Here is a 12,847-nt window from a genome sequence, read left to right as displayed (position 1 = left end):
TTTTTTTGTTTCATATCGATGCGTCCGCAGCTGCACGGCAAAATAGACGGAGGAGGGCGAATCATGTTATTAGACGAATTGAACAAACGGATGCTGACGGCGGACGGCGCCATGGGAACGCTGTTGTACTCCTACGGTATCGAATACTGCAACGAGGAATTGAACATCCAGCGCCCGGAAGTGATTGAGAAGATCCACCGCGATTATATCGCGGCCGGGGCGGATATCATTCAAACGAATACCTACGGGGCGAATGCCCACAAACTGGCGCGTTACGGGCTTGAAGAACAGACCGAAGCGATCAATAAAGCGGCCATCGCCATCGCGCGTAAAGCCGCAAAAGACGGCGGCCAGTTTGTGCTCGGCACGATCGGCGGCATCCGCGGCATCCGAAAAAGTGACGCGACACTTGATGAAATCGTCGCCATGGTCGACCAGCAAGCGCAGCATCTATTATCCGGCGACCCGGACGGTTTGTTGCTCGAGACCTATTACGATTTCGAGGAACTCGCAGCGACCGTCAGCCACTTGAAGAAACTGACCGACGCCCCACTTATTGCGCAATTGTCGATGCATGAACCCGGTATCCTGCAAAATGGCATGAGTTTGAACGACGGGCTGAAACGGCTCGATGCGCTCGGCGCGGAAATCGTCGGGGTCAACTGCCGTCTCGGCCCACACCATACGATTCAAGCGTTTGAAGGCGTCGAACTGCCGGAAAAAGCGTTTTTATCCGCTTATCCGAACGCCTCACTCCTCGATATCGAAGACGGGCGCATCGTCTATGAATCGGAAGCCGATTATTTCGGCCGTGCGGCGCTGCTGTTGCGCGAAGAGGGCGTCCGCTTAATCGGCGGCTGCTGCGGCACGACGCCGAAGCATATCGAAGCGGTGAAAAAACGCATCGGTCACTTGCAGCCGATCACTGAAAAGAAAGTCGAAGAGAAAAAGCCGATTGTCATTCGCGAAGCAGAAGTCTTGAAAGACAAGCCTTTGCACGAAAAAGCGAAAACCGAGCGGACGATCATCGTCGAGCTGGATACACCGCGCCATTTGGAAATCGATAAATTTCTTGAAGGGTCTAAAGCATTGGACGCGGAAGGCATCGATGCCATCACGATGGCCGATAATTCACTCGCGTCGCCACGCATCAGCAATATGGCGATGGGGTCAATTCTCAAACACCAGCAAGATGTCAGACCTCTTGCGCATATTACGTGCCGCGACCGCAATTTGATCGGCCTGCAATCACATTTAATGGGGCTAGACGCACTAGGTATCCACGACATACTCGCTGTCACGGGCGATCCGACAAAAGTCGGCGATTTCCCGGGAGCGACGAGCGTTTATGACGTATCGAGCCTGGAATTGATTCAACTCATCAAAAAGCTCAACGAGGGCATTTCGTTTTCCGGCAAGCCGCTGCGGAAAAAGGCGAATTTCTCCGTCGCTGCAGCGTTCAACCCGAACGTCCGTGTCGTGGAGCGGGCGGTGGCAAGGCTTGAGAAGAAAATCGAAGCCGGAGCGGATTATTTTATTTCACAGCCGGTCTATACGAAAGAGAAAATCATCGAAATCCATGAGGCCACAAAGCATCTCGAGACACCGATTTTCCTCGGGGTCATGCCGCTGACGAGCATACGTAGCGCCGACTTCCTGCATAATGAAGTGCCGGGCATCAAATTGTCGGAAGAAGCACTTGATCGCATGCGGGCTTGCGGCGAAGACAAGGAAAAAGCGACGGCGGAAGGCATTCAGATTGCGAAAGAATTGATCGATACGGCAGCCCAATTGTTCCACGGCATTTATTTGATCACGCCATTTGTGCGCTATGACATGACGGTGGAATTGATCCGTTATATCCGACAATTAGATTTAAAGAAAGCGAGCGATCGTGCTTATGCCTAAACATTTAATTGAACAGCAGCTGGAAAAACGCATTTTGGTCATAGACGGTGCGATGGGGACGATGATTCAAAACGCTGATTTGTCGGCAGAAGATTTCGGCGGAGAGGAATACGATGGCTGCAATGAATACTTGAATATCGTCCGCCCCGATGTCCTAGAAGTCGTACACGACGCGTATTTAGAAGCGGGCGCTGACATCATTTGCACGAATACATTCGGCGGCACGCCCGTTGTGTTGGATGAGTACGGGCTCGGTCACCGGGCAGCGGAAATTAATCAACGAGCAGTCGAAATCGCGAAAAAGAGCCAAGCGAAATACACGACGCCGGAATGGCCACGCTTCGTAGCGGGTGCTCTCGGCCCGACGACGAAAACTTTATCAGTCACAGGTGGCATCACATTCGACGCATTAAAAGCCGATTTCCAGGTGCAGGCGAAAGCCTTGATTGAAGGCGGCGCGGACTTGCTGCTTCTCGAGACAAGCCAAGATATGCTTAACGTCAAAGCGGCGACCATCGCGATACATGATGCCTTTGAAGAAACCGGCGTGGAATTGCCGGTGATGATTTCAGGGACCATTGAACCGATGGGCACGACGCTTGCCGGACAGACGATTGAAGCGTTCTATGTCTCCATCGAACACATCAAGCCGCTGTCGGTCGGATTGAATTGCGCGACGGGGCCGGAATTCATGACCGATCATTTGCGTTCGCTGTCTGAACTGTCGACAGGCTATGTCAGTTGCTATCCGAATGCCGGACTGCCGGACGAGGAAGGGCATTATCACGAGACGCCGGAATCTTTGTCGAAAAAACTGCGCGGCTTTGCTGATAAGGGCTGGCTCAATGTGGTCGGTGGCTGTTGCGGCACGACGCCAGCGCATATCGCGGCGGTGCGCGAAGCGGTCGACGGGCTGGCCCCGCGCGAGCGCAATGAAACGAGCCATGGCCATGCAGTATCTGGCATTGAAGTGCTTGAATACGACGAGTCGATGCGCCCGCTGTTTGTTGGCGAACGCACGAATGTCATCGGCTCGCGTAAATTCAAGCGTTTGATTATAGAAGGAAAATTCGAGGAAGCTGCGGAAATCGCGCGTGCGCAAGTGAAGAACGGCGCGCACGTCATCGATATTTGCCTGGCCAACCCGGACCGCGAAGAACTAGACGACATGGCGGCGTTCATGCAGGAAGTCGTCAAAAAAGTGAAAGTGCCGCTCGTCATCGATTCTACAGATGAAGACGTCATCGAAGCGTCGCTGAAATTCTCCCAAGGCAAAGCGATCATCAACTCGATCAATTTGGAAGACGGAGAAGAACGTTTTGATGCGGTCATGCCGCTTGTGAAAAAATACGGCGCATCGGTCGTTGTCGGTACCATTGACGAAGTCGGCATGGCGGTGACGCGTGAGCGCAAACTCGAAATTGCAGAACGCTCGTACAAATTGCTGACTGAAAAATGGGGGCTCGCCCCGGAAGACATCATTTTCGACCCGCTCGTGTTTCCGGTCGGAACGGGCGATGAGCAATACATCGGCTCGGCGGTGGAAACGGTTGAAGGCATCCGCCTCATCAAGGAAAAGCTACCGCGCGCCTTAACGATTCTCGGCGTGTCGAACGTATCATTCGGTTTGCCGCCGGTCGGCCGTGAAGTGCTAAATGCCGTTTATCTCTATCATTGCACGCAAGTGGGCTTGGATTACGCCATCGTCAATACCGAAAAGCTCGAGCGCTTTGCGTCGATTCCAAAAGAAGAAGTGAAGATGGCGGAAGAGTTATTATTCGAGACGACCGACAAGAACTTGGCGGACTTCACGGATTTCTACCGCGACAAGAAAAAGGAAAAAACCGAGGACGATATTCCGGATACCGTGCCGGAGCGCCTCGCTTACTATATTTTAGAAGGCACAAAAGAAGGCCTCATCCCGGATCTCGACAAAGCGCGGGAGTTGTACGAAGATCCGCTCGAGATCATCAACGGCCCGCTCATGGAAGGCATGGCTGAAGTCGGCCGCTTGTTCAACGACAATCAATTGATCGTCGCGGAAGTGCTGCAAAGTGCAGGCGTCATGAAAGCGGCCGTATCGTATCTTGAAGGCTTTATGGAAAAGAAAGCGGACGATAGCGGGAAAGGCAAGGTCATTCTCGCGACTGTCAAAGGCGATGTCCATGATATCGGCAAAAACCTCGTCGACATCATCTTGTCGAACAATGGCTTTAAAGTGATCGATATCGGCATCAAAGTGACGCCAGCAGCACTCATCGAAGTGATTCGCAAAGAACAGCCGGATATCGTCGGTTTGTCGGGGCTGCTCGTGAAATCCGCCAAGCAGATGGTGCTGACGGCACAGGATTTCCGTGAAGCGGATATCGACGTGCCGATCCTCGTCGGCGGCGCAGCGTTATCCCGACGTTTCACCGAAACGAAAATCGCCGCCGAATACAACGGCCCGGTCATTTACGCCAAAGACGCGATGCAAGGGCTGGACCTTGCGAACCGTCTGCAAAGTGGAGCTGAAAAAGCGGTCTTGCTCGAAGAACTCGGCGTACAAAAAGAAAAGCGCCAAGCGCAAGATGCCGCGCGCGCCGAAAAAGGCGCAGTCGCCATTTTGGAAAAGCCAGTCAAGACCGTTCGCGAAGATGCACCTGTTTACGTGCCAAACGATTTGCGCAGGCATGTATCGAAAGAGTATTCAGTGGCGCATCTGTATCCGTACGTCAATATGCGTACGTTGATCGGCCATCACTTGGGGCTCCGCGGCTATAGCGACAAACTATTGCAGCAAGGCGACGCGAGGGCGGTGGAATTGCATGAACTCGCGACGAAGTTTCTCCAGTCGGGAATGTTGAAGCCGGCGGGTATGTATCAATTCTTCCCGGCGCAATCGGACGGCGACGATGTCATCATCTACGACCCGGGAGACGCCAAGAGGGAAATCGAACGCTTCACATTCCCGCGCCAAGCCAAAGCGCCATTTCTCTGTCTCGCCGATTATTTGAAATCAACCGCAAGCGGCGAGATGGATTATGTCGCGTTCATGCAAGTGACGGCAGGACACGGGGTACGAAGCGAAGCAACGCGTTTGAAAGAAGCGGGGCGTTTCCTCGAGAGCCATGCGCTACAAGCGACCGCTTTGGAACTGGCAGAAGGTTTCGCAGAACGTATGCACCAGGAAATTCGCGACCAATGGGGATTCTCGGACGCGACGGATTTCTCGATGCGCGACCGGTTCGCGGCAAAATATCAAGGCCAGCGCTTCTCGTTCGGCTACCCGGCCTGTCCGAACCTAGAAGACCAGGCGAAACTCTTCGGCCTCATCAAACCGGAGGACATCGGTGTGCACTTGACGGAAGAATTCATGATGGACCCGGAAGCATCGGTATCAGCCATCGTCTTCGCTCATCCGGACGCCCGTTATTTCAATGTGGAATAAAGGAAACGGAGCAGGGAAACCCTGGCTCCGTTTTAAAATTATTAAAGAAGTAATAACTATTGCAACTTATGATAAGAGTAGATACTGTTACCAGATTAAAATAATCAGTGATGAAGCAAAGTGGTTTGGAGAAGTGTCTGCCCGTAAAACCTTCTGCTCAATAATGCTGCGCATTACTTCGCAAAGATAATGTCTCCCGTAGTTCGACCTTATCTTTCCTGTGGATCAGCGAGACGACCGAGACCCCGCAAGGAGCGAAGCGGATGAGGAGGCTTGGGCGCGAGCCCACGGAAAGCGGGCAGTAAACTTCGGAAAGCCACCTTAACTTTAATTGCTTGATATAGAATAAAGCGGACTGGCAGACCCCGGTCCGTTTTTTCTATGGGCTCGAGTGGTATGATGAAGAATAGAGAGTTAAAGGAGGTGCGGAAATATGACTGTCTTGAATATTTTGGATTACTCGCCGATTGATGAAGGCGAAACGGCAGCTTCCGCGCTGCGTTCGACGGCGGAACTGGCGAAACTGGCGGACCGCCTAGGCTACAAGCGTTACTGGGTCGCGGAACACCATCAAGTGTTTTCAGTCGCGGGCAGTTCACCGGAAATGCTCATGATGCATCTCGCGACACTCACCGAACGCATCCGTATCGGCTCGGGCGGCGTCATGCTGCCGCATTACAGCGCCTATAAAGTGGCGGAGAATTTCCGTTTGCTTGAAGCGCTGCATCCGAACCGTATCGATCTTGGCATCGGGCGGTCGCCGAGCTTCCGGCTCGTCAACCAAGCGCTTAATGAATCAAAAGGCAAGCGCGTTCCTTATGCCCAGCAACTCATTGATCTGGAGAAATATTTCACCGATGATCTGGACAATGAACACCGCTTCCAGAAACTAAAGGCAACGCCCGTCACAGAGACTGCGCCAGAACTATGGCTGCTCGGGACTGGCGAAGGCTCGGCGAAACTCGCTGCTGAACGTGGCATGGCGTATGCCTATGCGCATTTTGCGCGACCTGAACAAGCGGGCATCGACGCGATCAAACGCTACCGGGAAACATTCATCCCGTCCGGCTTGCGTGAACAGCCGCATGTCGCCATCGCCGTTTTTGCCATTGTCGGCGAGACAGAAGGCCAAGCGGAACAACTCACCAAAGCTTTCGACTTATGGCTGTTATTCGTTGAATCGGATTTCCAGCCGCCTTATTACCCATCGGTCGAAACGGCTGAAAAAAGACGCCTCAGCGCAGCCGAACAAGAACGCGTCGAACGCAACCGCAGCCGCATGCTCGTCGGTACGGCCGAACAAGTCAAGCAACAAATCGAAGCCGTCGCCGAACAGTTCAAAGCCGATGAAATCACTATCATTCCGAATATTGCCGGCCATCAGGCGCGTATGGACACTGTGCGGTTATTGGCTGAAGCATTTAAGTTGGATTGAACCGTTGATAGCTCTATCTTCTTCTGATCAACAAAGAAAAACCGCCGGAAATAACATCCCGGTGGTTTTTGGTCGTTTTATGAAAGTTTTTAAGTCATTCATGGAGAATGTGGCGATGCTTCACTCCTGGGGCTTCATCCAGGTAACTTTTCCGTCGTCTTCATCGAATTCAATGATGACGTCTGTGACATTCTTTATGTTCTCTTTCAATTTCTCTTCAATATAATCGCGGATATCATCTGCTTCTTCAATGGTCATTGATGAATCAACTTCCACTTTGATTTCGATGTGCAGGCTATCGCCTTCTTTAATGGCGTACAAGTCCTGGATATCCTTGATTTGCGGGTGTTCCATAAGCTTAGCGCCGATGCGTGCCTGTAATCCGACATCTGCCACGCCCAGCACGCCGGCTGCATTATCAAGGAAAATGCGGCCGACGACTACGATGAGGGCAATCCCGATGATAATCGAGGCGTAGCCTGTAGCGCTGTGAAACGGAGTATAGGTCGAGACGACAATGGCTGTTAACGCCAATACTGCCCCGCCGACAGCTACATTGTCTTCCAGGAAAACCAGTTTGGTAGCCGGGTTTGCATCTTTGGCGTGTTTGTAGCTCATTGGGATGATTTTAAAACCGCTCACTTGATCCTTGGGCAAATGTTCAGTGATTTCTTTCATTGCCTTGTAAAGGACGATGGCTTCAAGAATGGCTGCAGTTCCCAATACACCGATATTCAGCCAGAACCAATCCTCGGAATGGGTGGCGTTGGAAATGTGGTGGATGCCTTCTACGATAGTTTCATAGGCAAGCACTCCGACGACCAGGACCGCACCTAACAGCACGAGGTTGACTAGACGGCCGAATCCACCGGGAAACCGTTCTGTAGGCTCTTTCTTGCTTAGTGCAGAACCGATGAATACGAAAAATTGGTTGGCGGCATCGCCGTAGCTATGCATCATCTCTGCGAACATTGCGACGTTGCCGGTAATCAGATAGGCAGCAGTTTTTATGATAGCAACAACTGTGTTTACAATAGCAGCCCATAAAGCTGATTTCGTTCCAAATTTCAGCAATCCGATAAATTCTTTCATGAACAACGCTTCTTTCTGTAGAGAATTATTTTTACCTAATTACATTCCCTTCATGAAAATCTTGAAACTTGATAGCAGAAGACGAAGAATGCGAAAAGAGCAGGCACGCTGTATAATGGACCGCAGAAATCGTTTTATAAGGTGGATTTTATAGTTGGCCAGCGGAATTGCAGGGTATTGTAGCGAATCGATAGGAGCGGCAGCCGGTTGTGTGGCCAATCCGTGTATGAGCATCGGTCGACAGGGCAAACGGTTGTGACAACTATGCATCATTTCGCTCAATCAGTTGACCTTCGATTGATGCCATGAAACGATAGAAAAAGCACATCTGAGAGGAAGATCGAGCGATGAAAAACAACTGGTTATGGCCGGTGATGGCAGCCGGACTGTTCATTTCGGCTTGCAGCACAGAAACAGGCCAAGAGGCAGCTGAAGATACACAAGAGACCGCGACTGAAACAACTGAATCATCAAAAACGGCATCAACCGCGGATAGTGCGGCCATGGAGTTGGAAGTACCGTTCGACGGCGTGATGGACCATGTCCACGGCATGGGTTACATCGAAGAAAATGGGGGTTTGTATTTCGCATCCCATCAAGGATTGAAAGTGCACCGAGATGGTCAATGGACAGAAATCGAAGACCAGTACCATGATTTTATGGGCTTTAATGCCACTGCTACCGGCTTTGTCTCATCAGGGCATCCTGATATGCAGTCGGACATGCAAAATCCGCTCGGCATTAAACGCAGCGATGATGGAGGAGAAAGCTTTGAGGATCTTGGGTTTGAAGGTGAAACGGATTTCCATGAAATGGCAGTCGGTTACAATAACGGCAATCTATTCGTTTTCAATCCGCAGCCGAATTCCGAAATGGACACCGGCTTCCACCGAAGCGATGACGCCGGAAAAACGTGGCAGCCGACTGTTGCTGAAGGACTGGACGGGAAAGTGACTTTTCTAGCGATGCATCCCGATGATTCAATGATGATCGCAGCGGCATCGAACCAGGGCATCTTTTGGTCTGAAGACGGGGGAGAGAGTTTTTCGCGCATCACGGAAGGCGAGCTCGGAACAGCTGCATTTTTCAGTGAAGACGCGCTTTATTATGCCACTTACAGCGACGATGCAAAACTGATAAAGCGCAGCCTATCAGGCGATGAGCAGAACATTCCGCTGCCAGACATGACGGAGGATGGTGTCGTTTACGCGGCACAGCATCCGGAGAATCCAGAGCAACTGGCGATCTATACAGCCAAAGGCCATGCATGGCAGACCCAGGACGCGGGCGAGAACTGGACGCAGATTTTGAACGCAGGGCAAGTGCAGTAAGGACAGTGTGGCTATGTTCCTGAATTTTGTGAGTGAATGAAGCCCAGAGCATAGAAGAAATGAATTGATAACGATGAACACCCACCCTCTAATTGGAGGGTGGGTGTTTTTACGTAAGCAAGCTTTTCCCGGAAATTGAACGTGCGCAGTGGATGCCGCTTGCCGCGACACCAATCGTGCCGCCTCCGGGGAAAATATGGTCGCCCGTCAGATATAACCCGGGCAAGCCGCTGTGATGCGAGATGGATTTGAACAATGCCGCATCCAAAGTTTGCGCGAAGCCGCCCACATAGCCGTTCGGCCGTCCAGTATAATGCTGCCAGGCAAGTGGTGCGCCGCTTTCAACATGGACGATCGCCGAGCGAAAGCCCGGGATATGCTGTTCGATCAAATCCAGCATACGCTCTGAGAGTTCGGTGCGCATCGCTTCGTAATCCTCCTGCGACTGCCAATAGCCCGGCTTCGAATGCGTCGAAATGGTTACGGTCTGAAAGCCTTCGGGCGCGCGCAGCCGGTCATCCATACGCGATGCCGACATGAAGAAATGATGCCCTTCGTCCATAGCCGCACCGCTTGAGAGCTGGCGGAATTCAGGGAGAGGTTCCATGAGTTTGCCCGTGTCGAGTGCCAAATACAAAGTCAAAGTTGTCCACGTTTCCGTATCGATGACTTCTTGCAGCGGGCGTTTTAATCGGTGGTGATGATCAACCGGCAATAGCTCGGTCAATAACTGGATCGGCGCGTTGAAGACGACCGCATCCGCTTCGTACAAATTGCCGCGCTGGTCGCTGGCATGCCAAACGCCGTCTTTGTGTTCGAGCGTTTCTACGGTGCGAGGCTTTCTCACTTTGCCACCATTTTCTTTGATGCTGTCTGCCATCACTTCGGCGAAACGGTATAAGCCGCCCGGAACGTAATAAGCGCCTTCGTGGTAAATATCGAGCGCCACCGCCGCGAGCAGATAAGAAACATCTTCCGTCGTCGTCTGCATGCTGTCAATCAGCAGCCCATCCAGCACATGGCGGAACGCATCGAGTTCGCCGAGGCCATGCTTTTTCAACACTTGCCCGAGTGTCAGCTGGAATTTTGGCAACAGGCGCAAATGGACCGGGCGCAAGGCTTTCGTGAGTGCAGCCCATTCCCACGCATTGGCAGGCGGCAGCGCAGGCAGTGGTCCCATCAAGGTGCGGGTGATGCGTGCCGTGCGGTACAGTTCCGCATAGAATGACAGGATTTGGGTTTTATGATCCGGAAAATGATCAGCAAGTTCCCGCACATGCCTCCTGCGATCTTTATGGAAAACGAACGTGCCTGTGGGATGGATCATTTCCATCACCCGCTCGAGGGGTTCGAGTTCCATTTGCTTTCCGAGGCGGCGGAATACGCGTTCATGAATGCCGCCAGGCTCGAGCCCCATGCCGAGCGTGGCGCCAACCGGAAATAAATACGGATGGCGCTTGTATTTTCCGGCGCAGCCGCCAATTTCTGATGCGGCTTCGAGCACGGTCACTTCATAGCCTTCTTTTGCCAACAAGGATCCGGCAGTCAATCCGCCGATACCGGCACCGACAACCAATATGCGTTTCGTCATCATGTTCCCCCTCATTTCCCCCATGAAAAAACGCCCGGCAAATCAGCCGGACGCATATCTCTTATGCCACTTGTCTGCAAGCTTCTGCGCATTTCAAGCAAGCTTCCGCACATTTTTGGCAATGGTCATGGTCATGTTTTTTACATTCGTTTCCGCACGCTTCACAAATCTCCGCACATACTTTCGCGAGCTGTGAGACGAACGGTGAGTTGCGTTCAATGGCTTGCGCCAAATAAGCGCACATGTCCGCGCATTCACGGTCGAGCCGGATGCACTCGGCCATCATTTTCACATCGTCTTCTTTTAGGCAAGCATCGAAACAATGATTGCACGCCACCATGCAGTCATGGAGCGTCTTGGATAGTTCTGCGTGTTTTGCATGTTCTACCATTCTGAAAAACCTCCTATAAGAATTATGATCATTCACTTATTCCTTGGATTTCCCGACTGGCAGGAAAATAAACAAAAGCTAGGGGATTCTACCCGTTTTTACGCAGTCCGGGCTTTTGTTCAAGCTCTTTCATGCGCTTGCGGAACTCGTCTTCAGACAACTCGCCGCGTGAAAAGCGTTCTCTCAGTAACCGCGCTTCGTGATGGGGGCCGGGCAGTTTATGCGGTTTATGGCGAATGAAAAACAATACGAGGCACAAGACGGTAAGCACGACCATCAAAGCGACGAGCACAGTAAAGAGCCAGAACATAAGCGTTCACTCCGTTCGCTTTCTTTTCTTTTAGTTTACGCCATAACACTGAAAATTGCGTCTTTTAAAGTTGCAAAAATAACTTCTTCTAAAATGCCGGATATGCTACGCTTATGGATAATTCAGGAAAAGGGGAGAACGGAATGTTTATACATAAGGTTGATGAAGAGTTAGCGCTGAAGTTAGTCGAGACACAAGATGCGGAACGGATTTTTGAATTGACGGATCGTTCGCGGAATGCATTGAGGGAATGGCTGCCATGGCTCGATCACACGAAAACCGCCCTGGATACGAAAAACTTTATCCAGTCTGGAGCAGAAAGTTTCGCGCTCGGCAAAAGCTTAAATTGCGCGATCGTCTACCGTGGCGAACTAGCAGGAATCGCTGGTTTCAATGAAATCAATGAAGCGAAACAGACCGCCTATATCGGTTATTGGCTCGACACCGAATACCAGGGGAAAGGCATCATGACGCGTGTCGCAAAGGCATTGACGGATTATGCGTTAACGAAGCGCGGGCTCAATAAAGTCGAGATCCGCGCAGCGGTCGGCAACGAGAAAAGCCGCAACATCCCAATCCGCCTAGGCTTTACGGAAGAAGGCGTGATCCGCCAAGGAGAATGGCTATACGACCACTTCGTCGACAGTGTCGTCTACGGCATGCTGAAATCGGAATGGCCATCTGAAAAAGACGCGTAAAGTTCTCGTTTCTTTTTTGAGAGTTTTGGAGAAGACTATGACCCGCTATGAATCAAAAAGGGAATCACCTTTTCTGCAATCAAACACCAATGAACTATCTGAGTATTTGGAGAAGCGTTTGCTCGACTCCAGTGGATCAGCGAGACGACCGAGACCCCGCAAGGCGCAAGGCAACTGAGGAGGCTTGGGCGCGAACCCACGGAAAGCGAGCGATAAGCCTCGGAAAATACGGGTTTCTGATTTTCTCGACCACACAGAAAAAGACTCGCAAAGTTCCCACATCTTTTTTTTGCGCAATGTTTCCCACAGCCTTGCTCATTTAGTAAAATAAAGAGGAAACTAGAAATACAGGAGGAATACTATTATGAAGCATTTTCTACTCGGCCTTGCCGTATCAGGCCTGATCGCACTCATCGCTTTCCTAGCGGATGACTGGTCGCTGTTGTTCCCGATCGCGGGCGCTGTCGCTGTTATCGCTCTGGTCTGGGCGGTCGTTTCGTCCATCACAGCGGGTAAACAAGTTAAATCATCATTCAACACGAGCTCTGAACGCCGCCGGGCACAGCAGGCGCGCAACGCTAAGGTGAAAAACCTCGTGCTGTTCGCGTTGCCGAACCTGGTGTTGGCGCTTTACGGATTGTTCATACTTTCCTAAACGAAA

At 51.6% G+C, this 12,847-nt stretch carries 10 protein-coding genes; 6 read left to right on the top strand and 4 right to left on the bottom strand.

Translation table 11 applies throughout. The annotated features are described in order from the left end of the window. Positions 1-60: 60 nt before the first annotated feature. The 3 genes from KTG14_RS11555 (at position 61) to KTG14_RS11545 (ending at position 6,773) form a co-directional block, all read left to right on the top strand. On the top strand, positions 61-1,908 hold the full coding sequence (locus tag KTG14_RS11555; protein ID WP_216971134.1) for a bifunctional homocysteine S-methyltransferase/methylenetetrahydrofolate reductase: 1,848 nt from the start codon (positions 61-63) through the stop codon (positions 1,906-1,908). Then, positions 1,901-5,338, top strand: a complete 3,438-nt coding sequence (metH, locus tag KTG14_RS11550; protein ID WP_216971089.1) for a methionine synthase — start codon at positions 1,901-1,903, stop codon at positions 5,336-5,338. Before KTG14_RS11555 ends, metH begins: the two co-directional genes overlap by 8 nt. Positions 5,339-5,771: 433 nt before the next feature. Then, the gene (locus tag KTG14_RS11545; protein WP_216971088.1) at positions 5,772-6,773 is read left to right on the top strand and encodes an LLM class flavin-dependent oxidoreductase; all 1,002 of its coding nucleotides are present in this window, start codon (positions 5,772-5,774) and stop codon (positions 6,771-6,773) included. Positions 6,774-6,893: 120 nt separating this feature from the next. On the opposite strand, the gene KTG14_RS11540 is transcribed toward KTG14_RS11545, so the two are convergent. Beyond that, positions 6,894-7,865, bottom strand: a complete 972-nt coding sequence (locus KTG14_RS11540) for a cation diffusion facilitator family transporter (RefSeq protein WP_216971087.1) — start codon at positions 7,863-7,865, stop codon at positions 6,894-6,896. A gap of 347 nt (positions 7,866-8,212) precedes the next feature. Between KTG14_RS11540 and KTG14_RS11535 the strand changes: the two genes are divergently transcribed. Then, entirely contained in the window at positions 8,213-9,196 is a 984-nt protein-coding gene (locus KTG14_RS11535; protein ID WP_216971086.1) for a F510_1955 family glycosylhydrolase, read from the top strand. 109 nt (positions 9,197-9,305) lie between these two features. On the opposite strand, the gene KTG14_RS11530 is transcribed toward KTG14_RS11535, so the two are convergent. The 3 genes from KTG14_RS11530 to KTG14_RS11520 form a co-directional block, all read right to left on the bottom strand. After that, positions 9,306-10,787 carry a phytoene desaturase family protein gene (locus KTG14_RS11530; RefSeq protein ID WP_216971085.1) on the bottom strand — a complete coding sequence of 494 codons (1,482 nt, stop codon included), beginning with the start codon at positions 10,785-10,787 and terminating at the stop codon, positions 9,306-9,308. A gap of 61 nt (positions 10,788-10,848) precedes the next feature. Next, positions 10,849-11,178 (bottom strand): four-helix bundle copper-binding protein, encoded by a 330-nt coding sequence (locus KTG14_RS11525; protein WP_083388992.1) that lies wholly within the window; start codon positions 11,176-11,178, stop codon positions 10,849-10,851. Positions 11,179-11,266: 88 nt separating this feature from the next. Further along, positions 11,267-11,488 (bottom strand): SHOCT domain-containing protein, encoded by a 222-nt coding sequence (locus KTG14_RS11520; protein WP_216971084.1) that lies wholly within the window; start codon positions 11,486-11,488, stop codon positions 11,267-11,269. 143 nt (positions 11,489-11,631) lie between these two features. Here KTG14_RS11520 and KTG14_RS11515 point away from each other — a divergent pair, with 143 nt between their 5' ends. Then, entirely contained in the window at positions 11,632-12,186 is a 555-nt protein-coding gene (locus tag KTG14_RS11515) for a GNAT family N-acetyltransferase (protein ID WP_216971083.1), read from the top strand. A 364-nt stretch (positions 12,187-12,550) separates the two neighbouring features. Next, entirely contained in the window at positions 12,551-12,841 is a 291-nt protein-coding gene (locus KTG14_RS11510) for a DUF5316 family protein (RefSeq protein ID WP_216971082.1), read from the top strand. The last annotated feature ends 6 nt before the right edge of the window (positions 12,842-12,847 follow it).

Origin of the sequence: Planococcus sp. CP5-4_YE (genome assembly GCF_019042655.1) — a bacterium.
Taxonomy (GTDB): domain Bacteria; phylum Bacillota; class Bacilli; order Bacillales_A; family Planococcaceae; genus Planococcus.
The sequence above is the reverse complement of the archived record's forward strand: the minus strand, read 5'-3'. Positions and strand labels throughout refer to the sequence as shown.